General features: G+C 67.9%; 19 protein-coding genes. 11 read left to right on the top strand and 8 right to left on the bottom strand.

All coding sequences use genetic code 11. From position 1 onward, the window contains the following. The first annotated feature begins 1 nt into the window (after position 1). Together JZ791_RS46630 and JZ791_RS31185 are read left to right on the top strand one after the other, a co-directional pair. Positions 2-4,228, top strand: coding sequence for a P-loop domain-containing protein (locus JZ791_RS46630; protein ID WP_216899268.1), 4,227 nt, complete (start codon positions 2-4; stop codon positions 4,226-4,228). Between the two features lie 244 nt (positions 4,229-4,472). Beyond that, positions 4,473-7,742 (top strand): arabinosyltransferase domain-containing protein, encoded by a 3,270-nt coding sequence (locus tag JZ791_RS31185; RefSeq protein ID WP_216899284.1) that lies wholly within the window; start codon positions 4,473-4,475, stop codon positions 7,740-7,742. On the opposite strand, the gene JZ791_RS31180 is transcribed toward JZ791_RS31185, so the two are convergent. Further along, a complete protein-coding gene (locus JZ791_RS31180) occupies positions 7,716-9,305 on the bottom strand; it encodes a phytoene desaturase family protein (RefSeq protein WP_216899266.1) in 1,590 nt (529 codons plus the stop codon). The genes JZ791_RS31185 and JZ791_RS31180 overlap by 27 nt on opposite strands. A 149-nt stretch (positions 9,306-9,454) precedes the next feature. Between JZ791_RS31180 and JZ791_RS31175 the strand changes: the two genes are divergently transcribed. Further along, positions 9,455-10,054, top strand: coding sequence for a TetR/AcrR family transcriptional regulator (locus tag JZ791_RS31175; RefSeq protein WP_216899264.1), 600 nt, complete (start codon positions 9,455-9,457; stop codon positions 10,052-10,054). A gap of 142 nt (positions 10,055-10,196) precedes the next feature. Here the strand turns inward: JZ791_RS31175 and JZ791_RS31170 are convergent, their stop codons facing one another. Further along, complete coding sequence (locus JZ791_RS31170) at positions 10,197-10,871, bottom strand: hypothetical protein (protein WP_216899263.1); 675 nt, start codon at positions 10,869-10,871, stop codon at positions 10,197-10,199. Between the two features lie 18 nt (positions 10,872-10,889). Between JZ791_RS31170 and JZ791_RS31165 the strand changes: the two genes are divergently transcribed. Next, positions 10,890-11,087: a hypothetical protein gene (locus tag JZ791_RS31165; RefSeq protein WP_216899262.1), complete on the top strand. Its 198-nt coding sequence runs from the start codon at positions 10,890-10,892 to the stop codon at positions 11,085-11,087. A 323-nt stretch (positions 11,088-11,410) separates the two neighbouring features. Next, positions 11,411-12,892, top strand: coding sequence for a metallophosphoesterase (locus tag JZ791_RS31160; RefSeq protein WP_216899261.1), 1,482 nt, complete (start codon positions 11,411-11,413; stop codon positions 12,890-12,892). Positions 12,893-12,902: 10 nt separating this feature from the next. Here the strand turns inward: JZ791_RS31160 and JZ791_RS31155 are convergent, their stop codons facing one another. Next, on the bottom strand, positions 12,903-13,718 hold the full coding sequence (locus tag JZ791_RS31155) for a DUF3097 domain-containing protein (protein WP_216899259.1): 816 nt from the start codon (positions 13,716-13,718) through the stop codon (positions 12,903-12,905). 80 nt (positions 13,719-13,798) lie between these two features. On the opposite strand from JZ791_RS31155, the gene JZ791_RS31150 reads away from it, so the two are divergent. Continuing rightward, entirely contained in the window at positions 13,799-14,230 is a 432-nt protein-coding gene (locus JZ791_RS31150) for an NfeD family protein (protein WP_216899257.1), read from the top strand. Then, positions 14,230-15,504, top strand: a complete 1,275-nt coding sequence (locus tag JZ791_RS31145) for an SPFH domain-containing protein (protein ID WP_216899255.1) — start codon at positions 14,230-14,232, stop codon at positions 15,502-15,504. The genes JZ791_RS31150 and JZ791_RS31145 overlap by 1 nt, the downstream gene beginning before the upstream one ends. 434 nt (positions 15,505-15,938) lie before the next feature. Here the strand turns inward: JZ791_RS31145 and arfB are convergent, their stop codons facing one another. From arfB to JZ791_RS31125, 4 genes are all read right to left on the bottom strand, one after another. Next, positions 15,939-16,367 (bottom strand): alternative ribosome rescue aminoacyl-tRNA hydrolase ArfB, encoded by a 429-nt coding sequence (arfB, locus tag JZ791_RS31140; protein WP_216899253.1) that lies wholly within the window; start codon positions 16,365-16,367, stop codon positions 15,939-15,941. Positions 16,368-16,652: 285 nt separating this feature from the next. Next, positions 16,653-16,853, bottom strand: coding sequence for a hypothetical protein (locus JZ791_RS31135; RefSeq protein ID WP_216899252.1), 201 nt, complete (start codon positions 16,851-16,853; stop codon positions 16,653-16,655). Positions 16,854-16,855: 2 nt separating this feature from the next. Then, a complete protein-coding gene (locus JZ791_RS31130; RefSeq protein WP_216899250.1) occupies positions 16,856-17,137 on the bottom strand; it encodes an alpha/beta fold hydrolase in 282 nt (93 codons plus the stop codon). A gap of 51 nt (positions 17,138-17,188) precedes the next feature. After that, positions 17,189-17,713, bottom strand: coding sequence for a hypothetical protein (locus tag JZ791_RS31125; RefSeq protein WP_216899248.1), 525 nt, complete (start codon positions 17,711-17,713; stop codon positions 17,189-17,191). Between the two features lie 99 nt (positions 17,714-17,812). On the opposite strand from JZ791_RS31125, the gene JZ791_RS31120 reads away from it, so the two are divergent. Both JZ791_RS31120 and JZ791_RS31115 read left to right on the top strand, forming a co-directional pair. Further along, positions 17,813-18,427: a TetR/AcrR family transcriptional regulator gene (locus JZ791_RS31120; protein WP_216899246.1), complete on the top strand. Its 615-nt coding sequence runs from the start codon at positions 17,813-17,815 to the stop codon at positions 18,425-18,427. Between the two features lie 292 nt (positions 18,428-18,719). Then, positions 18,720-19,397 carry a hypothetical protein gene (locus JZ791_RS31115; protein WP_216899245.1) on the top strand — a complete coding sequence of 226 codons (678 nt, stop codon included), beginning with the start codon at positions 18,720-18,722 and terminating at the stop codon, positions 19,395-19,397. A gap of 18 nt (positions 19,398-19,415) precedes the next feature. Here the strand turns inward: JZ791_RS31115 and JZ791_RS31110 are convergent, their stop codons facing one another. Further along, complete coding sequence (locus JZ791_RS31110) at positions 19,416-20,087, bottom strand: hypothetical protein (RefSeq protein WP_216899243.1); 672 nt, start codon at positions 20,085-20,087, stop codon at positions 19,416-19,418. Between the two features lie 327 nt (positions 20,088-20,414). Between JZ791_RS31110 and JZ791_RS31105 the strand changes: the two genes are divergently transcribed. Both JZ791_RS31105 and JZ791_RS31100 read left to right on the top strand, forming a co-directional pair. Beyond that, positions 20,415-21,842, top strand: coding sequence for an ABC transporter substrate-binding protein (locus JZ791_RS31105; RefSeq protein WP_216899242.1), 1,428 nt, complete (start codon positions 20,415-20,417; stop codon positions 21,840-21,842). A 199-nt stretch (positions 21,843-22,041) separates the two neighbouring features. Continuing rightward, on the top strand, positions 22,042-23,574 hold a 1,533-nt coding region (locus JZ791_RS31100), incomplete at its 3' end, for a hypothetical protein (RefSeq protein WP_216899240.1).

Raw genomic sequence — 23,574 nt, 5'->3', positions numbered from 1 at the left:
AGTGTCCAGTGGCCCGGAGTTGTTCCCGGTCGCGATCGGGCAGTACGCGCGATTCGACGATATCGAGGTCGAGCGAGAGGTCGAGGCGATCGAATCCGTTCTGTCCGGATTCGACTGCCGCACAGTCGAATGGGATGTCGCGATGCCGGGGCGCGACGGGGACGCGGTCGACGCGCGCCTGACGGAGTGGTCGAAATCCGCACCACCCCAGACGATCCTGTACTGGGTGGGCCACGGCTGGTCCGACGACGAACGAGCGACCCTGGCCCATCGCAACAGCCCCCTCGCGGTGAAGGCCAGCGGGGTGACACCCGAACGCCTGGCGGACGCGATCGCCGCTCGCCGCTCCGAATACCACGACTCCTGGGTCATCGTGATCATCGACGCGTGCCGCTCGGCCCGATTCATCCGGCTGCTCAAGACCGAGATCGTGGATCGGGGCCTCGACAACGCTGTGCTGCTGGTCGGCGGGATGTCCGGTGAGGGCGCGACGACCCTGGGCCGGGTCAGCGAAAGCCTGCGCTACATCCTGCACACCACGTGCGCCGCGGATTATCAGATCCCGCTGCGCGAGTTGGCCTATCACCTGGAGACCATGGGCGCGGAGGTCGAGCAGAAGCACCTGCTCGATGTCGTGCTGCACCGACGTCACGCTGTGCTGGTGAATATCCCGCTCGACGTCCGGGACGAGCTCGCCGGCGCGCTGGACACGCTGACCTCCGACGAGCTCCGTCACTTCCTGCCCAGGGCGCATGGCGGGGAGCTGCCGTTCAAGGAGACGATGCTCGGCGAGCAATCGTGGTACTTCGAGGGCCGTCATACCGAAGCCGAACGGATCGTCGCATGGTTGCAGACCAGCAAGTCCGGGATGCTGGTGGTGACCGGCCCCGCGGGCAGCGGTAAATCGGCGCTGCTGGGCCACCTCGTCGTACAGGCGAATCCGACATTGCGCACCGCGTTGCGGAGAGCGGGGCTGCTGGTCGACCTGCCCGCCGCCGAACAGCCGCCCGATGGCGCGTTCGATCTGATTCTGCACCTGACCGGCGCTACTACCGCGGATGTCATCGCCCGGCTGGCCGAGGGAATAGGCCTCGAGCAGAGGCCGTCCCGCAATTTCGAGACGGCGATGCGCTGGCTGACAAGTAATTTCGATCGCCGGGCGCCGATCACAGTGCTCGTGGACGCTTTGGACGAGGCCGTGGATCCGATCACCGTCGCCCGCGAAGTCCTGGCGCCGCTGGCGGAGCAGGCGCTCGTCCGGGTCGTCGTCGGCACCCGTGTGAGCACCCGCGAACAGCCCGATAGCCCCGCACTCGACGAGAACATCCTGCACGCCCTCACCGCCGATACCGTCGTGCGAATCGGTCGGGACGCCGAATCGGTCCGGCGATATGTGCGACGTCGGCTGGACACCGCACGGCGCATGGGCAGGATCGACGAGTCGATGGACATCGACGGTTTCGCCGACGAATTGCACCGGCGTGACCGGCATTTCCTGTTCGCACACCTGGCAGTGCACGAGGTGCTCGCCGATTCGAGTCGACGGCTCGAAACCGCCTGGGGCGCACTGCTGGACAGGGATCATCGCGGGATGTTCGGCGCGGCGGTCGAACGGCTGTCCGCAGGGAGCCCGGTGTGCCGGATGCTGCTGCTCGGCCTGGCGTATGCGCGCGGCCGTGGCCTTCCGGTCGTGGATGAGCTGTGGGCCACCGTATCCCGGGCGGCGTTCCCGCAAGCATCGGTGACGGCTGAGGATGTCGACCGCCTGTTGGTCGCCGCGGCGCCATATGTGCTGGCGGACCGTGAGTACGGACAGACTGTCTATCGCCTGGCCCACCGCACGTTCGCGGAGTATTTTCTCGGCGAGGCCGCCACTGGGCGTCCCGAGGTACATGTGCTGATAGCGCGGGCGCTCGTTGGTATCGCCGAGTCCGACACGGCCGCCGGTACTTTCGGCGGGCGCCCGATGAATCCCTATCTGACACAGCTGCTCACCGCACACGTCGCCGCTGCAGGGGAACCCGGATGGCGGTTGCTGGCCGAGCATTCGCGCATCCTTCCGGCGCTCGACCCGGTGCGCCTGACCAACGATGCCTTTCACAGCGCACTCGGGCGTTTCGCACTGCCGCCCGTCATCGGCGGCATAGTCGGCATCGCCAAACGGCTGGGCAAGCTGGCGCCACGAGAGCGTGTGCTCGAGATCGAAGTGGCGACGGCACACCAAATCGGCACATACCCACCGACCCCCAACGGCACAGCGTCTTTTCTCGCAGGCTCGGCGAACCATGCCTCGATTACCCTGCAAGCAGCGATATTACGCCCGCACACCGCGCACCGAATCCTCGACGGCCATATCAACGGCGTGCGCGCACTTGCCGTCGTGACACTCCCGGACGGCGGCCGTCTGCTTGCTTCGGGCGGTGCCGACGGCATGATCCGCCTGTGGGATCCGGTCACGGGACAGCCGCACCGCACCCCACTCACCACCGCTCAGCAACGAGACATCCGAGCGCTGGCGACGATCCCTGCCCCGGACGGCGGAACGCTGCTCGTCGCGGTTGCCGCGGACCGTGCGATCCGGGTATGGAATCCGGACCGGGGCACTCGTGTCGGGGAGTCGCGCACGGTGGATGTGAGCGTTCTTGCGGTCACGTCCGTGCGCATGCCGGACGGTGGCGTCGTGATCGCACTCGGCACGCAGGACGGAACGATACGCCTGTGGGATCCGATCGCGCAGGGCCCGGTCGGCGAGTCCAGCCCGCGTAGCGGTACGCCGGTCCGTGCGCTGGTGGCGGTGCCGTCCGCGGACGGCACCGCTCGTATCGCCGCGGTGTACGACGGCCGCACCATCAGGCTGTGGGATCCGATATCGTGGGGCGCCCTGCACATCGATGCGCATGATCGCCACATCCAGGCGCTGGCGACGCTTCGGTTGTCCAACGGCCGCGTTCTGCTGGCCTCCGGCGGAGCCGGCGCGGGGATTCGGCTGTGGGATCCCGTCGTGGAACATCCGGTCGGCACGCTCCTGACCGGACAGACTGGCTGGGTGCGCGCCCTGGCGGCGGTTCCCGGATCGGATCGGGCGCTGCTGGCCGCTGCGGCCGGCACGAGCATTCATCTCGGGGATCCCCTGACCGGCGAGCAGCACGGCGCGCCGTTGACCGGGCATACCGGCATGATCCGCGCGCTGGCCGCGGTTCCGATGCCGGATGGCCGCACCTTGCTGGCCTCGGCGGGTGACGATGAGACCGTCCGGCTGTGGGATCCGTTCGCAGTGCGTTCGGTGAACAGCGGTGATCCCGATGCGATGCCGACCGTACGCACACTGTGCGAGGTACCGGTGCGCGACGGTCGCAGGCTCGTGGCGGCAGGCGGCGACGATGGCACGGTTCGGCTATGGGACCCGGCGTCCGGTACAGCCGTCGGCGCGCCGTTCGTCGCGCATTCGACCGATGTGCAGGCCATGGTTTCGGCCACCTTGCCCGATGGCGACACGCTGCTCGCGACTGTCGGCGGGGGCGGGAGGATCATGCTCTGGGATGCGGTTCTCGGTGTGCCCTACCGCATTTCGAGCATCGAGAAAAGCACCGGGGCGCTGGCGCTGGCGGTCGTCCATGCAGGCGACGGTGTTGCGCGGATCGTGTCCGGCGGCGGCAGCCGAATCTGGGTCTGGGATCCGATCGCGGGCGACAGCAGGTCGTTCGACGGTGTCGTGCTCGGAGTGTCGGCGCTGACGGCGGTGCGCATGCCGGACGGCCGCGACCTGCTGGCCTCCGCGGGTTTCGATCGGAAGGTGAGGATGTGGGACCCGATGACGGGCAAGCGGGTCGGTGGGAGTTTCCACAGCCGAACCACGAAAATTCGGGCCCTCACGTCCGTCTTGCTGCCGGATGAGCGGGTCCTGCTCGCCGCGGCAGGAGATCATGGCCTGGTCGAGGTGTGGGATGTCGAGTCCGGACAACCCCACGACGCGGTTCCCGACGCTCGCACGGACGAGGTCCAATCCCTGGCCACGGTGAGTCTGTCCGACGGCACGCCCTTGCTCGTCTCTGCGTCCGGTGCAAACGTCCGGATCTGGGAACCGGCGACCGGACTGACCCCCGAGGGCTTCCCGGAGACAGTGCACCTCGGTGCACCGGTCAACTGTCTGTACGCGAACGGTAATTTGCTGACCGCCGGTCTTGACGGCCTGGTCACGCTCCGTCTGGACCGTCCCGGAGCGCCTTAGCGATCGTCTTGGCGTTGTGGTTCTCGTCCGCGGACGAGAGATCGGAGTGAGGGATGGTTCCACCCGGAAAAAGAGAACTAAAGTTGGTTTAGGGCCTGGCAGGCGGCGTAGTAGCCACAGAACATGGTGACTCCCCGGTCGTGCCGTCGCCCTCGTCGGCCGAGTCGCTGCTGATCTCGCCGTCGGCAGACGAATAGTGGATAACGCGGGCCTCCCACTACGATCGGCGGGCGTGGCCGAGACGATGGTGAGGGCGGACGAGGCGCCCGCTGTGGGTGAGAGACCGAGGACCGCAGGTGGGGGACGTGGGAAGTGGGCCGCGTGGATTGCCTGCATCGCCGGGGTGCTGGGTGCGTTGTGTGCCGTCGCGGTGCCGTTGCTGCCGGTGAAGGTGGACCACACCACGCTGTCCTGGCCGCAGGACGATTCGGTGCGCAGTGTCGAGGCGCCGCTGGTTACCTATGCGCCGCTGTCCTTCGACGCGACCGTTCCAGGGCGGGCGATGGCGCAACTGAAGGCGCACGGGGGAGTGCTGGTGTCCACGCTGCCCGATGGTGCGCCCTCGCTGGAAAAGTATGGATTCGTCGCCCGTGTGCTTCCGGGGCAGGGACGTGAGCCCGCGCGGCTCGAGGTGGTGCTGCGCAACCAGGCGCTGGTGAGCGTGCCGGTCGACGCGATCGTCGGCGATACCCTGACCGTGCATGCCGATATGTCTTCGGCCACAGTGGCTCTGCCTGGATCGGGTGTGAAAACAACTGTGCTGCCGGGAGACTGGCGGCCGCAGGTGGTGGGGATCTTCAGTGATCTCCCCAATGCCGATGGCGCACAAGTCACCGCGCAGGTCGACAGCCGGTTCTCGGTCACGCCGACCTTGCTCAAACGTGCGGCCGAGGTGCTGGCCGTGGTGTTCACGCTGATCGCGCTGGCGGCGCTGTACCGGTTGGACCGGGTCGACGGCCGGCGTCTGCGCCGCTGGCTGCCGCAGCGGTGGTGGACGTTCACCGGCGTGGACTTCGTGGTCTTGGCGACGTTGGTGGTCTGGCATTTCATCGGCGCCACCACCTCGGACGACGGTTATCAGTTCGGGATGGCGCGCACGTCGCTGGTGTCGGGATATATGGCCAACTACTTCCGATTCTTCGGCGTACCGGAGAACCCGGTCGGCACACCGCCGTACGACATCATCGCGCACCTGTCGGAGATCAGCACGGCGAGCCCGTGGGTGCGATTGCCGACGCTGCTGGCGGCCGTGGTCACCTGGCTGGCGCTGAGCCGGGAGGTGATTCCCCGACTCGGGGTCGCCGTGCGCCACGACAAGGTGGCGGTATGGACGGGCGCACTGGCGTTCCTGGCGGTCTGGCTGCCCTACGACAACGGCCTGCGGCCCGAGCCCGTTGTGGCGGTCTGCGTGCTGTTGACCTGGTGCTTCGTCGAGCGATCCATCGCGACGGCGCGGCTGCTGCCCTATGCCGTCGCGATTCTGGTCGCCGCGTTCAGTTTCACCGCGGCGCCCTCGGGGGTGATCTGTCTCGCCCCGCTGCTGGCCGGGCTGCGCTCGGCGGTGGGATTCGGTATCCCGCGAGCCCGCGAGCTGGCCGGTGCGCATGACGGGACCCGGGTATCGCGGGGGGCCTGGATCCGGGCGTACGGCGCGTTGCTGGCTCCGCTGTCGGCGGCTGGAATGCTGGTGCTGGCCTTCGCCTTTGCCGTCGAACCGCTGTCGGCGATGCAGGAGATGCAGCGGGTGCACGACATCGTCGGACCCGCCGACCCCTGGTACAACGAATACCTGAGCTACCAGTGGTTGTTCATGGCTACGGCCGACGGCTCCATCGGCCGCAGGTTCGCCATGGTCGCCATGTGGCTCGGTCTGCTCGTCTGCGTATTCACCATGCTGCGCAAGGGCGGTCGTATTCCGTTCACCGCGTCCGGACCGGCGCGGCGGCTGCTCGGTGTGACGTTCGGGGCGATGCTGCTGATGGCGACTTCGCCGACGAAGTTCACCCACCACAACGGGGTGTACGCGGGGCTGGCCGGAGCGGTGGCGGTGCTCACGGCGGTCGCGCTGGGGCCTCGGGTGATGCGCTCGCCGCGCAACCGGGCGATATTCGCCGCGGTGGTGGCGCTGGCGATGGCGCAGGTCTTCACCAGCGTCAATCAGTGGTGGTGGATATCGAGCTTCGGCATACCGTGGTGGAACAAGGCGCCCTCGTTCCAGGGTGTGGGGTTCAGCGAGATATTCCTGGTGATCGCCGCGCTGTGCGTGGTGCTCGCGATCTGGTGGCATGTGCGTGCACCGAAACCCGGTACGCCGCACCGTGTCTCGGACCGGGCGTGGCGACTGGCGAAGTTCCCGTCGCTGACGGTGGCCACGGCGATCCTGGTGGTTTTCGAGGTCGTGTCGTTCACCACGAGTGCGGCGGTGCAGTATCCCGGATTCTCGCTCGCGTCCTCGAATATCCACGCGCTCATGGGCAGTCCGTGCGGACTGGCCAACGACGTGCTGGTCGAGACCAACCCGAACGCCTCGATGATGAAACCGCTCGTCGGCGACGCGTACTCCACATTCACCGGCGGCGCACGCGGATTCGTGCCGAACGGCGTCGGCGATCTCACTCCCGACGACGAGCAGGACGGTTCGAGCAGTATCGCGAAGGCCTTCGGCGACAAGACCAGCGGCGGTACGCAAACCGGGGAGCCGGGAACGCAAACCGGCGGCGCACCACTGCCTTACGGCCTCGACGCGGCGACCACGCCGGAGCTCGGCACCGATGGTGTACAGACTCCGGCCGACCTCACCACCGGCTGGTACCGGCTGCCCGCGCAGCACGGCAGTCGCGACATCATCTCGATCGCGGCGGCTGGGCGTATTCAGGCGATCGGCCCGGACGGCGGAACCATCGGCGGTGAGCCGGTCGAAATCGAATACGGCGCTAGCGATTCCGCGACCAGCGCGCATCCGATGGGACGGCTGACCCCGATCGATATCGGCCCGGCGCCGTCCTGGCGGAATCTGCGGGTGCCCCTGGATCAGATTCCCGCACAGGCGAACGTGATTCGCATCGTCGCCGAGGACCACAACCTCGATCCGGAACGCTGGATGGCGCTGACCCCGCCGCGTATCCCGCTGACTCGCACGCTCGGTGACCTGGTCGGCTCGCGGCAGCCCGTGCTGCTGGATTGGGCCGTGGGCCTGCAGTTCCCGTGCCAGCGGCCGTTCGATCACAAGGACGGCATCGCCCAGGCGCCGGGGTGGCGCATCCTGCCCAATCGGGTGGGCGCCCACGACACCACTCTGTGGGAGGGGCACAGCGGCGGCGGGCCGCTGGGCTGGAGTCAGCAGTTGCTGCGCTCGGAGACTCTGGCCACCTATCTGGCATACGACTGGAAGCAGGATTGGGGTGAGCTGCAACGCCTCACCCCGATCGACCCGTCGGCCGTGCCCCCGGCCCCCACGGTCACCCAGGAGACCCACAGTGGCAGATGGTCACCCGGCCACATCAACACCTGGTAGCGCGGACAGATCGTCGAGCACCTGGTAGGCGGCGTTGTACCCGGGGGTGAAGGTGATCCCCGGGCCGCCATGGCATCCCGCGCTGCCCAGATAGAGTCCGCCGATCGGAATGGGCTGATCGAGAAATCCCCTGGGCCCCGGCCGATTCGGTCCCATCAGGTCCGGGTGGAGCAGGCCGTGGCAGAAATCGCCTGCCGGAGCGGCGAACATCGTGTCCATATGATGGGAGGTGAACGTGATGTGCCGGTCGACGATGTCGCGGAAATTCGGGGCGTATCGGGAGATCTTGTCGATAACCCGTTCGGCCATATCGTTTCTGAGCTTGCCGTGCTGTTCGCCGTCGACTTCGACCGGGAACGCGTAGGCGAATGCGCTGGCCGCATGCTTCCCCGGGGGAGCCAGGCTGGTGTCCAGACAGGACGGAATCTGCATGCCCAGCGACGGGTTGTCGGGGACCAGGCCGTGAGTACACATCTCCCATTGCCGCTGCTGTTCCTCGGGGGAGCCGAAGATCCCGATCGACTGCTGCATACCGGGTTCGTTGAGCAGTTCATAGGGTGCGGCGAACTCGGGCAGCTCGTCGAGGGCGAAATGGATCTGGACGTATGCCGCGCGATGGTCCCGGCCGGTCAGGCGCTCGACGAGGGCCGCGGGCAGCGCATCCGGGCCGACCAGACCCAGGAGTGTGAGATCGGGCGCCACGCCCGACACCACGACGGGTGCGGTGATGACCGTACCGTCGCGCAGCCGCACACCGCTGACGTGATCGTTGTCGACCGTGATCCGCTCTACCTTTGCGCGGAAACGGATTTCACCACCATGGGAGTGGAACAGGCTGCGCAGATGTTCGGTGAGGGCGCCGATGCCGCCCTCGAGTTTGGTCATCATCGCCGCGCCGTCGTTCGGTACGGCCAGCGCAAATGCCAGGCAGGTCGCGCTGCCCGGCGTGTACGGCCCGCGATAGGTCGAGTTGACGGCCAGGAACGCGAGCATCCCACGCAGGGCCGCATGCCGATGTTTGTCGGGCAGATAGCGGTCGATCACGTCCATCGCCGAACCGAACAGCATCTCGTGGATCGCCCGGCGCTCGGATTCGTCTGCCGCACAGGCGTACATCTCGTCCAGCGTCTTGGGCGGGGTGCGCACCTCGAAGCGGCCGAGCGCCCGTGCCGGTCCCTGACTCCACTGCACCAGACCGGCCATCCCCAGGACCGCAGCGGTGCCGTGCTTACTGTCCAAATGGCTCATCAATCGCATCGGGTCGCGATAGAAGACCATCGGCTCCTCGCCCGATTCGCCGAGATCGACCGACATCACCTCCGCGTTCACGGTCGGAAGGGTGTCCAGCCCAAGGTCTTTGGTGAGCTGCGCGGCGGTCGGAAACTGAACCGAACCGGCGATCTCAAAACGGAACCCATCGATCAACTCGACGGTCGCGGCCATGCCGCCGCTGTAGGTGTTGGCCTCCAGGCACAGCGTGCGCATCCCGGCCCGCTGCAGAATCGCCGCGGCGGTCAGGCCGTTGTGCCCGGCGCCGACAACGATCGCGTCATAGTCGCTCATGGGTGGATCTCCTTCGAAGCCCTGCGCGGACCGTACCGCCCGGCTGGCCGCCGGAACCGCACAGCAACCAAGAATATGTCAGTACTGACATGATCGGAAGATGTCAGTGCTGACAGGTCGATCGGCCGGCGAGATACGATCGGTACGACATGGCCGAGACGACGAACCTGCACCGGCAGCGCCGGCGATCCACCCGCGAGGCGTTGCGACGAGTGGCATTGGCACAATTCGCCGCCAAGGGTTTCGCGAATGTGACGGTCACCCAGCTCGCCGCGGAGGCCGGGGTCACCGAGCGCACCTTCTTCCGGCACTTCCCGACGAAAGAGGCCGTCCTGTTCCAGGACTACGAGACGCAGCTGGAATGGCTGGCCGAGTCGCTGGCGCGACGTCCGGCGACCGAGTCGCTGTTCGACGCCGTCCTGGCCGGCGTGCGCAGCTTTCCTCATGATCTGGAGCTGGTGCGTCAGGCGGCGACCGCCCGCTACACGCTGATCAGCGCGGAGCGGATCGCGAACCATCTGCGGCTCGTGCAGTCCTCGTTCGCCGCCGTGCTGACGGAGTTCGTCCGCACCCGCGCCCCGCGGTCGCCGGACGCCGAACTGCTGTCGGAGGTAGCGGGAGCGACGTTGGCCGCGGCACTTGTTGTGGCGGTGGAGAAATGGGGCCGCGACGGGTGCACGGGCGACCTCGGCGAAATCGTCACCGCCAGTGTCGATCTGGTTCGCTGCGGACTCGCGCCCCTGGCGTAGCGCCCTGCCTGGTTCGCGCGCGCTAGGGTACCGCGCTGCCCGAGATGCTCGACGACGTTCTCGTCGGTCGTGTGGTCAGCTGATGCGGATGTCAGCGCGGCGAGTCCGCCGCGACAAGCGGAGGGGCGTAGCAGGTGGTCGTTTATTCGACGACCGCGTCCGGGACGTGGATCGGGATCTCGCCGCCGAGGTGGTATCCCTCGTCGAGCGGCAGGGTGTCGCCGCTCCAGAAGCTGCCGGGGTCGTAGCGGTTGGCTCGGTGGTCGGGCAGCAGGCCCATCGATTGGTATGTGAGGGCGACTATTTCGGCGCAGTAGGCGCTGCGGAGGTCTTGGGCGGATGGGATCTTGTTCGCGGAGCGGGATTTCGGGATCAGGCGGGATGCGCGGCCGCTGAACCAGCGGGCGGCCAGGGCGGAGGTGGAGGGGAAGGGTGTGCCGTCGAGACGGGCTATGGCGCGCAGGGCGTTGTCCTCCATCTCCCGGGTGACCGGCCGGTCGAGCTGGCGCAACCAGGCGCGCTGGCCGTAACGCTGGGCCCAGATGAGGACCGCGTCGCGCAGGTTGTGCAGCTGAGCGCCGCGATGGCGGTCGCCGGACCACATGTCGGGCAGGGGGCGACCGAGTTCGGCGTGCCAGATCAGCACGGGCAGATCGTCGATCACCACGGCCATGCCGACGTGATTGACCGGACTGTTCGTCGTCACCCGGATGGCGCGATCTGCCGCCGAGTGGCCGCGGAACAGCCACAGGTCGCCGGTGCGCGTGATTTCCAGCGCCCGGTCCAGATCGATGCCCGCCGCCTTGTCCACAGCCATACCGGTAGCCTAGGCAACATGGGCTGGCGACAGGTACTCGGACGGGTGAGCTGGTGGAAGGTGCTCGGTGTGGCGGGCATCGCCGGTGTCGCCGCCACCGGAGTGGTGATCGCTCGCTCGGAACGTCAGCGGCGCACCTACACTCCCGAGCAGATTCGTGGCCGGCTGCACGAGCGAATCGAGCAGTCCGGCTCGGCGGAGGGCGAGAGCCGCTGAACCGTCCCGGGTCGCGGGTGTGCGAACGGTGCCGGGTTGTGATCGCTCGCAGGTCCTTACGGATCAGGGCGATTCGGAAACCGGACGCTGAGGTGGCCGGTGAATGACGCATCCGGCACGCGGTGGTGACGAAACCCCCGCCGCGCCATGTCCGGTTAGCCTGTGCGACCTGCTCGTGAACTGTGGCTGACGTGCGGAAATGCTCGTTCACAAGATCGGCGCCCGGGGGAGGCGCGTAGCTCGTCCGGCGTTCACGGCGTGGCCCGATTGCCTGGATACCGTTGTGCCTGTCGATCACCGACGACTGTACGTCAGGGGTTGCGATGGGCCACAACGGGTTTTCCCGCAGAACCATGCTCACCGCGCTGGCCGCGGCAGCATCGGCGCCGGTCGGTGGACTCACCCTGCTTGTGCCGCAGACATTTTCGATGGTGGCCCGGGATCTGGACGTGATCACGGTGAGCGACCGGTCCGCCGCGGTGAGCTGGACGACCGCCGCGGCCGATCCGATCGGGCTGTGGCGGCCGGTCGATTCGGACACCGAACTCGCTGTCGGACCGGCGGATTCGCGCAAGCCACTGCGGGTGGTGCACTTCGACGAGACGCCGACCGCCTATCACTATGTCGAGATCACCGGCCTGGAACCCGGCCGGGCGTACCGGTTCGAGGCCCGCTCGCGCGGCGTGCGAGCGGTGTCGGGAGCGGCGGTCCGCTGGTGGAACGAGGCGCAGCGGAACGAATTCCGGACCCTCGTGCCGCCGCCGGGACGACTGCTGCGTACCGTCGCCCTGGCCAACGACGTGCACTACGGCGAGAAGGTGAGCGGCGAACTCGTGCCCTTCCTGCCGCCCGGTGTGCGTCAGGAGCCCGGTCTGCCCCCGTACCCGCAGATCATGCTGGACGCGCTGCTGACCGACGTCCGTGCGGCGGATCGCGGTGCGGACCACCTGATTCTGGCGGGTGATCTCACCGCGGCCGGTCTGCCGGGTGAATCCCGCGCGGTCAGAAGCCGTTTGGACGGGTGGGGCGCATTCGGCCGAGATGTCCTGGTGTGCCGGGGAAATCACGACCGGCCGCGGGTCGGCGCGGCATGGGAGACTGGCACGCGACTGACGGGCGAGGGGCACTACGACTGCTGGGGTCCGGATTTTCTTCCCCGGCAACGGCTGTTCTCCTACGATCTGGACGGTCTGCGGGTGATCGGCCTGGACACCACCGAACTCGACGGTGCGGCCGGTCGGATCGACGCCGGGCAGATGTCGGAGTTGCGTGGTCTGCTGCACGCCGAACCAGACCGTCCCACACTGGTTTTCGGTCATCATCCCGTGACCCGCCAGTCGGGTATGACCAATCTCGGCGGCCCCGGGTTCATACTCGATCGGCACGACGCGGCCACGCTGCACCGCCTGTATCAGCGCGCCCCCGGGGTGTTCGCCCACCACAGCGGCCATACCCACCGGAACCGGCGCACCCGTCCCGATATCCCGATCCCGGTGAATTTCCTGGAGGTGGCCTCGATCAAGGAGTACCCGGCGGGGTATTCGCTGCTGCGCCTGTACGAGGGCGGATACATGGTCACCTTCCACCCCGCCCGCTCGCGTCCAGCCCTGCACTGGAGCAACCGCACCCGCGCCGAACTGTTCGGATTCCAGTCGCGTTACAGCCTGGGCTCGCTCACCGACCGCAACCACGTGGTGCTGCACGACATGTCCGGGATCGCCGCGACGCCGAGTTCACGGGGTGCGGTCGCCGCGGGGCTCACGAAGGCGGGAAGTGACCTCGCCGCCCGGCGGGGTCCTCGATAACGCCGCGCGCTCACTCGGTTTCGGTGACGAAGTCGATGAGCTGTTCGACCGCGCCCAGCAGTGGCGCCTCGAGATCCCGGAACGAATCGACCGCGTTGTAGACCCGCCGCCATCCCTCTTGCGGCGTCCCCCATCCCAGACGAGTGCAGATGCCCGTCTTCCAATCCTCGCCGCGCGGCACCCGCGGCCACTGCGCGATGCCCAGGGCCTGCGGTCGCACCGCCTGCCACACGTCGATGTACGGATGCCCGGTGACCAGCACATGCGGCCCGAGACCCGTGGTCAGGGAGGTCTCCTTGGATCCGGTGACCAGATGGTCGACCAGGACCCCGACACGCCGACCTGGCCCGGGCTCGAACTCGGTGAGTCGTTCGGCGAGGTTGTCCAGACCCTCGAGATGTTCCACCACGACACCCTCGACTCGCAGGTCGTGCCCCCACACCCGCTCCACCAGCGCCGCGTCGTGCACGCCCTCGACCCAGATGCGGCTGCCGCGCGCGACCCGGGCGCGCAGCCCTTCCACCAGTGTCGATCCCGAGGACGACCGGGTCTGCTTCGGCGGCGGCGCGGCCTTCGGCCGGACCAGCGTGACCGGCTCTCCGTCGATCAGGAACGCCGCCTCGCGCAATGCGAACAGCCGCACCCGCCCGTGCCGGTCCTCGAGCTTGACGAACTCGCCGTCGTAGGTGCGTTCGAAACCGACCACCGCGCCGCAGAATCCGCTCGCCGCGTCCTCGGCCACCAGGTCACGCTCCGCGCTGACCTGTGGCACGACATGCGGGCGTTTGCGGGTGTGTCCCGAGAAGATATCGCCGTACTCCGTCACCCGTTCGAAAATAGCGGCTCGGCAACGATTTGCGCGTCCTTGTCCGGTTCTTGTCGGTTCGTGCGGCTAGTGTTGAGGACGTGGCCGCAATCGTGTGGCTGGTCGCGGGCATCCTGCTCGCTGCCGCCGAGATGCTCACCGGTGATTTCACGCTGCTCATGCTCGGCGGAGCCGCGCTGGTCACCGCGCTGGTCGGCGGGGTCACCGATGCCTCCCTGATCATCGACGCCGTGGTCTTCGGCGTCAGCGCGCTCGGGCTGTTGTTCCTGGTACGTCCGATGCTGTTGCGCCGCTTCTCGATTCCGCCGCCCACGCCGACCAATGTGCACGCGCTGCCGGGGAAGACGGCTAAGGTGCTGGAGGCGGTCAACGAGGAGACGGGCCGGGTCCGGATCGATGGCGAGGTGTGGAGCGCTCGCTCGTTCGATCCGGCCGAAGAATACGCCGAGGGGGAAACCGTGTACGTGATGAAGATCGACGGCGCACACGCCGTCGTCTGGAAGGGACCGTAATGGTTGCACTGATCGTCGCCATCGTCCTGGTTCTGCTGGTGGCGGTGGTGTTGTTCCGCTCGATTGCGCTGGTGCCGCAGGCCGAAGCGGCGGTGATCGAGCGGCTGGGCAGATACTCGCGCACGGTGTCCGGCCAGCTGACGCTGCTGGTGCCGTTCGCCGACCGGGTGCGTGCCCGGGTGGACCTGCGCGAGCGCGTGGTCTCCTTCCCGCCGCAGCCGGTGATCACCCAGGACAACCTGACAGTGCAGATCGACTCGGTCGTGTACTTCCAGGTCACCAGCCCGCAGGCCGCGGTGTACGAGATCAGCAACTACATCGCCGCGGTCGAGCAGCTCACCATCACCACCCTGCGCAACGTGGTCGGCGGCATGACCCTGGAGGAGACGCTGACCTCGCGCGATCAGATCAACTCGCAGCTGCGCGGCGTGCTCGACGAGGCCACCGGCCGCTGGGGCCTGCGCGTATCGCGAGTGGAACTCAAGGCCATCGATCCGCCGCCGTCGATCCAGGAGTCGATGGAGAAGCAGATGAAGGCCGACCGTGAGAAGCGCGCCATAATCCTCACCGCCGAGGGTAATCGGGAGGCGCAGATCAAGACGGCCGAGGGCGCCAAGCAGGCGCAGATCCTGTCCGCGGAAGGCGCCAAGCAGTCCGCGATCCTGTCCGCCGAGGGTGAGCGCCAGAGCCGCATCCTGCGCGCCCAGGGTGAGCGGGCCGCCGCGTACCTGCAGGCGCAGGGCCAGGCGAAGGCGATCGAAAAGGTCTTCGCCGCAATCAAATCCGGTAAGCCCACGCCGGAACTGCTTGCGTACCAGTACATGCAGACCCTGCCGCAGGTCGCCAAGGGCGATGCCAACAAGCTGTGGATGGTCCCCAGCGATTTCGGCAAGGCGCTGGAGGGTTTCGCCCGCAACTTCGGCACCAAGGGCGAAGACGGAGTATTCCGGTACGAGCCCAGCTCCGACGGTGAAGCTGTCCCGGAGGACGATTCCGACGAGGTAGCCGACTGGTTCGACGTCTCCACCGATCCGGCCGCCGCCCGCGCGGTCCAGGCCGCCGAGGCCGCCGCCGCGACCCCGGTGGAATCCCCGTTACCGCCGGTCGGCCAGCACCGCGGCGGCCCGGGCCAGAGTCGCCTGGGCTCGACGCCGGAATTCCAGCCGCAAACACCGGCGCAATACCAGCAGCAGCCGCCCACCCAGCAATACCAGCCCCGCCCGGAACAGGGCGAGGGCCGAAACTGGCAGCAGCCCGGCCCGCCCGGACGGTAAAAGGTTCGATAGCGGCCCGGTCCGCCCGGTAAGCTGCGGCAGCAGTTTGATGTCTGGACAGCGCGGGCCGACAGCACTGGGTTGGCCCGGGCGACCGGGCTCGGCAATAACCAGGTTGGCCCGGGCGGTGGAGTTCGGTGGTAGCCCGGTTGGCCCCGGACGGTGCAGTCGGTGGTAGCCCGGGTCCGGCTGGACAATGAGTCCCGGTGGCAGCCTGGCTGGCTGGGGCGGCCGGGCCAGGTGTCGCCTGTCGGCATCAGGGTCCGCCGTCCCGTCTCGTGCCGTAGGCATGGGCTGGCCGAATACCGTGTATCGGTTGTGCCTGCTCAGGCTGCCGCCAGCGTCGAGAAGACGCAGACGGGTGCTTGGGGAGCACGGCCCCTTTCGATAATGACTGTGCCGCCGATACCTCAACCCGTGGCGCTGTCCGTCGGCTAGTCGTCGGGGGAGGCGCGGCGGTTGCGTTTGGTGACGCCGCGCCGTTTCTTCGCGGCGATGCGACGTTCCTTTGCTCCGCGCGAAGGCTTGGTGGCGCGGCGAACGGGTGGCGGTGCGGCAGCGGCGTCACGCAGTAACGAGGCCAGTCGTTCGCGGGCGGCCGCGCGGTTCTGCGGCTGTGCGCGTTGCTCCGATGCGGCGATCGTGAGCACCCCGTTGACCAGGCGGGTGGCCAGCCGGTCGAGCATCCGGGTGCGCAGCCGCTCCGGCACGGAGGGCGAGTTGGCCAGATCGAAGGACAGCTCTACTCGGCTGTCGGTGGTGTTGACGTGCTGCCCTCCCGGACCGGACGACCGTGAGAACCGCTCGCTCAACTCCGACGCGGGGATCACCAGCACCCCAGACACGATCAGGTCCTCTGCCATGATCCGACGCCGCTCTTTCCGATCCGCGAGTCAACCAGGCCACTTCGGTCTGGTTGCGACTGAAATGGTGACCTTGTCGCTCACGATAGCGACGACCTCGTCGACGTGTAACAGGCAGGCCGTCCGCATGGCCGCTGATCGGATGGTTCGGGTATCCGCTCGAGGCCGGGCGCAGCGCCTGGCAACTCCGGTGGTTGCCGAATCGGCCAGTCCCGCAGGATCTTTGCGAGCCGGTTCCGTGCACCGGCCGGCCAACGCGGCGGGTGCGACGACGCGGGCGAGCCCTTACCGCACCCCGCGCGGAATGACTCTGGGCAGCGAGAAGCCCCCAGCGAGGGTGGTGGGCACAAGTGGGTCGGTCACGATCCGCACCCACTCAGGGCCCGTAGCGTCCGACGGGCTGGTTCCGGCGAGCTCGCGCGCGGCGCCGGCGCCGAAATCCTTGGCCAGGATCTTGGAGTGATTGCTGGGGACCTTCGCTGCCACGGTCAGGTTCGGATTGGCGGGGTGCTCATCCGGGCGGACATCCCGAGCGGGCGCAGCAGCGGCATCAACGGCCGGGCCTGACGGAACGGCCTGCGGATCCGCTCGCGAGACTCCTCCCCGGTGATCCCGTACGGCTGGGCGCTGTCCACCGACACCACACCCAGCACCCGGTCGGGGTGGCGGTCGGCGAAATGCACCGCGACCAGCGCCCCGTAGGACGGGCCCACCAGCCGTGCCCGCTGCATACCCCGCGCCGCGAGCACGCCTCCAGATCGCGCAGGCACGCCTCGAAGGAGTAGTCGGCGGACTGCGGCGGATGTGTGCAGGTTGCTCAGTTAGCCTCTCGGGGTGCTCACGCGTTGGGTGTCGTGGGTGTCCAGCAGCCGTAAGCCCTCGAGGACGGCGGCGTCGGCGTCGAGATGATCGGACCACCATGTGGCGGATCGAACGGGCAGGCCGCGGGATCGGTACTTGTTCATGATCTCGATGTGGTCCGGCAGTGTCATGAAGGCATCGAGCCCCTTCGGATCGGTCCACACCGACAGGGATCCGACCTGGCCGTGGTGAGCGGGCCGGATGTAGGTCGTTATGCCGACCGACTCGTCGATCCGTACCAGTTGACGTGCCAGACGCGTTCCCGCGAGCCAGATCGGCAGAACGTCCGTCACTCTGGTCGGCGTGAATTCGGTGAGGCTGAACATATACGGGCCCGTGGACCGTGCGGCGGACCCGTCGGACCAGGTCGTCGTGATGGTGAAATCGGTCAGCCGCGCACCACGGTCGCGATGGCGCCGCCAGTTGTGCCGCAGCAATCGGGGCAGGCGCCGCATATCAGTCCAAGGAATCTGTCGCACAGTCATTTTCGGAACTTTCTCCCCGAATCTCTCGTGTCCATTGTGTAGCCCAGTCTGTGCCGTCCGCGGTTGATAAAGAAGGCTGGAATGTCACATACTCGGAGTATGTTGTCTAGACGTGATGCGAATGCCGCGGATACCAGGCGTGCGCTGATCGAGGGCGCGGCGCGACTGTTCGCCACCCGAGGGTTCGAGAACACCTCGACCGATCAGATCGCCGCGGCCGCCCGCGTCACCAAGGGCGCCGTTTACCACCACTTCGCCAATAAACGATCGCTGTTCCAGGCCGCCCTCGAGCTGGTCGACAAGCAGACGGTCACGATGATCGCCGCGAGAACGAGTTCGGCCCGCACACCCTGGGAAGCCACCATCGCCGGCCTGAACGCCTTCCTGGACCGCTGCCTGGATCCCGCCTACCAACAGATCTGCTTCCGCGACGGCCCCACCGCCCTCGGCTTCGTCCCGTGGTGGGAACACGGCGAACGCCACGTCGAGGGGGTGCTCGAGGTCGCGCTGACGGCCTTGCGCAACGACGGCTCGATCATCACCGCCGACGTCGACGCCCTCTCCCACGTGCTCTACGGCGCACTGTCGGCCGCCGCGCTGGCGATCACCCGCGCCCAGGACCAGCAGGCAGCCCGAAATGCGATGGGCCGCACCCTGATCGAATTACTCGAAGGTCGCCGTAGTGGCATGGAAACACCCTGCGCGCCAATCTGATCAGCCACAGCAACTCCTACGGCCCGCAAGTGCCTCCTGGTTTCCTGGCGCAGGCGGCACGAGTCCGGCGATATCTTGCGCATGCGGCGCTGCCGGTCCTGTAGCCGTGCGTGCTCACCGCCGGCTTCGCCGAGCAGACGGTCGGCACGCGGGGCACCCACCGCGTCCCGGCGACATGTGAGGACGTAAAACGTTCGGCCGGTTCATATGTCGACCAGCTCTAACGGCTGGGTGCATGCCTGGCTGAACGGCAGGTTCGCGGCGTCACGAGACAGCCCCTATGGTGGTCGGCATGCGTATCGCGGCCTTGACAGCGCTCGTCCTTCTGGTGGCAGGCTGTTCGGCTACAACCGATCAGCAGTCCCGCACCGCGCCGGCGTCCGCGCCCGCCGACTCCGAATCCACCTCCACGACAACGTCGTCGACCGGGGGAGCGCCGAGCGCCGGCGCCTCCTTCGCGGCGGTCGACGAGTGGATACGGGATGGTCGTGCAGCCGATCCTGCGCAGTTCGCCACCCAGACGACCCAGGACGGCACGGCCACCCCCCTGAAGGACAACGACGTCGCCTTCACCAGTCCGACCGGAAAGATCAAGTGCACCAGCGATGCCGAGGAGGGCATGCCCGATCTGTACTGCCTGGTGGATCTGAAGCACCCGCCGGCCGAGTCCACACGCAGTGGCGAGGGCGAGTTCGTGGCGAACTGGATCACCTACTCCGGTACCAAGGCCACCGTGGGCTCGATGCACGGCGACCCGGGCCCGTTCGTCCGCGGCTACGGAAACAAACTCCCCTATGGATCGCGCATCACCGCCGGCGACTACACCTGCCGCCTCGACTCCTCCGGACTCGTCTGCGAGAACAAGTCGGCACAATCCGCGGTCAAGATGAGCGACGCCGGCCTCGTCCCGTTCGGCTGTCTCGGCGAACAAACCCCCACCGAGGGAGTCGGCGAACTCTACGGCTGCTGAGACCGTGCGGCAGGCGGCTCAGACCAGCGCGGCTCGGGCCGTGGCGAACGCGATGGCGACCTCCTCCGCGTAGTCCGATGCGCTCTGTTCCGCACAGCACGCCCGCAGCTGTCCGACCGCGTCGTCGAGTCGTGGTCCCGGACCCCGTTCGGCGAGCAGCACGACGATCGCCTCCCATGTTGCGATCCCGGGATTCGGACAGGCCAGCAGCTCCTCCAGGTATCGGCCCGGTTCCACCAGCCGGAGCGCTCGTCGCGCGTAAAGGTGTACGCGCCTGGGTAACTCGTCGCGGATCGCCTCGATATCCGCCTGGAGTGCGTGCTGCCCGTCCTGCGCCGGGTCGAGGCGCAGTGACCACATGCCGGTCACCTCGTCCGGCAGGCCGTGGTTGGTGAGCTGCCCTGGACCGCTGGCCTTTTCGATCGGAGTGGGTGACAGACCCTGTCGCGCGCCGCACCAGTTGCGGTACTCCCACCAGGTTGTCGGCGTGGCGTCGAGGTCGAGACCGAATCGGAGCTCCTGCTGGCCGCCGGTCCAGGTCCGAAGTGCCCGGCTGCGGCCGACCGACGCCACCCCACCCGGCTCGACTCGTGCCCAGTGGGTCCCCGCGTCGTGATGGAAACCGTATGGTTGCAGTAACTTTCCTGTGTCACGCATCAGTCGGCGCACTGCCGAATCCGGTTTGACCATGCGGTCAGACTAGCGATGCCCTCCGACAGGAATCAGCGGGAGCGTCCGGGTCGGAGTGGGGGACACCTCCCGCCGCAGATCAGTGTGGCGGACGCCGCGGCGTGCCCTTGTCGGGCGTGCCCATCAGCCTTCTGCACCAGCGGCTTTCGACTAGAATAGCCGCACGGGGTAATACTGGTCGGCCTCGCTCTGGTCGAGCCGCGCCGCCGGGGCGAGCGGCCCCGAACGGCACCGCCCCGGAAGTTGACGTCTCGTTTCAGGCTCGCGACGACCGTACCGTCGAACCAGAGATCGGTGAAACGCGACTCCAGGGGTGGTTTCGGGGCAATGATCACACGTCGATCGGTACTTCAGGCGGGGCTCGTTCTGCCGTTCGCCGCCGCGTGCGGGCCGAATATCCTGCGTGGCGGCTCCGGAACGTTGCGGGTGGCGGTGACCTGGAGCGGAAACGAGTTGGCGGCGTTTCAGGCCGTGCTCGCCGGTATCGGACAGGGGCGCAGCGCGCCCGCCTTTCGCGGTCCGGTGGAGGTCGTGCCGCTCGGTGACGATATCGATACCGCGCTCAACGCCGGTGGCAGCGGCGCGCCGGACATCATCATGCTGCCGGACGCGGGCCGCATCTCGGTGCTGGCGGGCTCGAGGCTGCGCGCGGTCCGCGACACGCTGTGGGCGCCGCCCGGGGGCGACCCGCTGTACCGGGACAACTGGTGGGACCTGTTGTGGTACCGCAATTGCCGGGATCATGCGGTCGGTCACTTCGGTGTGCCGTTCAAGGGCGCGTACAAATCGCTGGTCTGGTACGACCGCGACGCCGTGGCGCCCGATGGTCAGACGCTCGGCGACATGCCGAGGGATTGGTATCTGGAGGACTGGCCCGAGCAGATCGCCCGGTTCGCCGCCGCCGGTCGCCACCTGTTCGCGCTGGGCGCCGCGGACGGCTGGGTGCTGGCATACCACTTCGCGAACGTGCTGTGCGCGGTCGCGCCGAATGCGTATCAGGCGCTGTCGAAATTCGCCCCGGTGTCCGGGCAGCCGGCGGGCGCACAAGATGTGAGCTGGGACCGGCCCGATGTACGGGCGGCGTTCGGCGTGCTCGGAGAACTCTGGGGCACGCCCGGCGCATTCCCGGGTGGTGTCGCCGAGACGCTGCGGCGGCAGTTTCCCGATGCGGTGCGCGATGTGTTCCAACACCGTTCCGCCACTATGGTTGTCGCCCCGGACTACGCGGAACCCATTGTGCGCGAATGTCTTCGTCAGCGAAACGGTTCCGAGGCGAGCGTCGGCGTGATGCCCTTCCCGGCCCTGACGGACGGGCGAGTGGCCCCGAGCATCGGCGGCGCGGACATCCTCGTCATCACAACCGGTGCGGCCGAATCCGCCGACGACCTTGCCGCGGCCCTGGCCGCACGCACGGCCCCGGATCCCTGGGTCACAGGCTACGGCGGTTTCGTCCAGCCGCGCGGGGACGCCCCGACGCCCGCGTCGTACGCGGGCCTGTTCCGCGACGTCGCCCCGAACCTGAACAACTGGACGATGTTCGACTTCGCCGACCTGGTCGGCCCTCGCGGCCGCCGAGACGGCCTGTGGCGAGTCCTGACCCGCTTCCTCACCGATACCGGCCCCGCCGCGACCGACCGCGCGATCGCGGACCTCCAGAACATCTGGCAACGAGGACGATCCGGGCAGCGACGATCGAGCCGTCCCGGGAATGGCCACCCCGTGCAAGCAGACGCATGCGATCGGATCGACTCATGATCTACGAACGGAATATGGTGAGGTGCGACGTATGTGGAATCCGCAGCAGCAAGAAGTGGCTCGGATCCAGCGGTTCGACGCGATGGCCCGATACGCGGCCGCGAATCACCTGGCTGGAGTTGCGGCTTGCGCCACGCCGGATGTCCGGTTCGCTCGTGGGTGGGTGTCCGCGACAGGTCGACCGGGAGGCGGGCTTGTGATGACGATCGATCGAATCAAGTCCAACGGGTTGGAGTTGGAACTCGCGCCGCGCCGGATGTCGGGGCCGCTCGTGGGTGGGTGGCAGCCGCGGCAGGTGGTGGCCGCGGTGTTGCAGGCTCCGGCGTTGGTGTTGCTGGCGGTGCTGGTCGTGCCGTCGGTGGCGACCGTGTGGTTCGCGTTGCGGGCCAGGATTCTGGTGGTCGTGTGCTGCGCGGCGGTGGTGTGCGTGGCGTGGACGGTGCGCAGGCTGCCGCGCGTCGATTGGCTACCGGGACGTGCGGAGCTGTCGCTGTGGACGATGTGGTTGGCGGGTGTGGTGTGCACCGCGATGGTGCAGGCGATTCGGCAGCGGTGGGTGGCGGCCGGCGGCTGGGCGGCGGTCGCGCTGACCGGCGCTGTCCTGCTCGCGCACTGGCTATGGCTGTGCGACAACGACTCTCGCGCACGCATCATGATGCTCGCTGGTGCATGCGGGCTGTGGTTGGCGGGGGCGCTCGGTCTCGCCGTCGGCATCGCGACGGACCATGACTGGCGCGCGGTGGGTACTGGGGTGGCGGTGGTCGGGTGGGCCGCGGCGGTGGTACCCGGCGTTGTGCTGATGGTCCGGGGGGCGCCGCCGGGGCACGGCGGTGATCGAGCGCGCGCAGTTGTCGTCGGGTGGGCATGGCTGGCGACCGTTGTGGGTGTCGCGGTCGTCGTCGTCATGCGTGCCGATCGGTTGGCGGCGATCGGCTGTGTGGCCGCGGCAGTGCCGGGTGCGCTGTTCCTCGTGCGGGGGATCGGGCACAACGGTGTTCGCTCGCGCGCTGCCGTGCGGTGGGTGTGGTCGGTGATCGTTGTGGGCGTGGCGATCATCGTGCTGGCGCGCAATGGCTGGCGTGGGGTGGGTGACGGGATGGCGGTGGTCGGCTGGGTGGCGGCGGCGGTGCCCGGCGTGGTTCTCATCGTGCGTGGGACAGCATTGTGGCGCAAGGCTATTCGGTCACGCTCGGCAGCTCTCCCAATGGCCTGCCTGGCGGTCATGGCCGGCGGCCTCGTTGTCGTGATATTGGGGAACGACCGGTGGACGCTGATCGGTGGGGCGGTATCGGTCACGTCGGGCGCGGTGTTCCTCGGGTACGACCTGTTGTCGAGGCGCGAAGGTTCGCGGGCCGTCCGGGCGTGGTTGGCGATCGTGGTAGGTGTCGCGGTTGTCGTTGTGTCGCGGGCGGATTGGCCGGCGGCGGTCGGTTGTGTCGCGGCTGTCGTATCGGGCGCGGTCTTCGTTGTGCACGAGATAGCGCTGGGGCGTGGCGGTATTCGTTCGCGTGCGACCGTGGGCTGGGTGTGGTTGGCCGCTGTCGCCGGTGTCGCGGTGGCCGTGATGGTGCGGGGCGACTGGCCGGCGGTGATCGGTTGGCTGCTCGCCGCGGTGCCGGGCGCGGTGATCTGGGCATGGAGGGAAGCGTTTGTGCCCGAACGTTTTCGCGCCCGTACGGTCGTCGTCGGATGGGTGTGGGCGGCGATCGGGGTCGGGATTGCGGTTGTCGAG

The sequence above is a fragment of the Nocardia alni genome (genome assembly GCF_019038435.1).
In the GTDB taxonomy this organism is placed as follows: domain Bacteria; phylum Actinomycetota; class Actinomycetes; order Mycobacteriales; family Mycobacteriaceae; genus Nocardia; species Nocardia alni.
Note: the sequence above shows the minus strand (reverse complement) of the source record. Positions and strands in the feature narration are given on the sequence as shown.

Coding starts and splice junctions, on each gene's coding strand:
- arfB (WP_216899253.1), bottom strand. CDS start 16,367: ATGGCAGAGGACCTGATCGTGTCTGGGGTGCTGGTGATCCCCGCGTCG.
- JZ791_RS31175 (WP_216899264.1), top strand. CDS start 9,455: ATGGCCGAGACGACGAACCTGCACCGGCAGCGCCGGCGATCCACCCGC.
- JZ791_RS31180 (WP_216899266.1), bottom strand. CDS start 9,305: ATGAGCGACTATGACGCGATCGTTGTCGGCGCCGGGCACAACGGCCTG.
- JZ791_RS31125 (WP_216899248.1), bottom strand. CDS start 17,713: ATGACTGTGCGACAGATTCCTTGGACTGATATGCGGCGCCTGCCCCGA.
- JZ791_RS31145 (WP_216899255.1), top strand. CDS start 14,230: ATGGTTGCACTGATCGTCGCCATCGTCCTGGTTCTGCTGGTGGCGGTG.
- JZ791_RS31115 (WP_216899245.1), top strand. CDS start 18,720: ATGCGTATCGCGGCCTTGACAGCGCTCGTCCTTCTGGTGGCAGGCTGT.
- JZ791_RS31160 (WP_216899261.1), top strand. CDS start 11,411: ATGGGCCACAACGGGTTTTCCCGCAGAACCATGCTCACCGCGCTGGCC.
- JZ791_RS31105 (WP_216899242.1), top strand. CDS start 20,415: ATGATCACACGTCGATCGGTACTTCAGGCGGGGCTCGTTCTGCCGTTC.
- JZ791_RS31185 (WP_216899284.1), top strand. CDS start 4,473: ATGGTGAGGGCGGACGAGGCGCCCGCTGTGGGTGAGAGACCGAGGACC.
- JZ791_RS31165 (WP_216899262.1), top strand. CDS start 10,890: ATGGGCTGGCGACAGGTACTCGGACGGGTGAGCTGGTGGAAGGTGCTC.
- JZ791_RS31170 (WP_216899263.1), bottom strand. CDS start 10,871: ATGGCTGTGGACAAGGCGGCGGGCATCGATCTGGACCGGGCGCTGGAA.
- JZ791_RS31110 (WP_216899243.1), bottom strand. CDS start 20,087: ATGGTCAAACCGGATTCGGCAGTGCGCCGACTGATGCGTGACACAGGA.
- JZ791_RS31120 (WP_216899246.1), top strand. CDS start 17,813: ATGTTGTCTAGACGTGATGCGAATGCCGCGGATACCAGGCGTGCGCTG.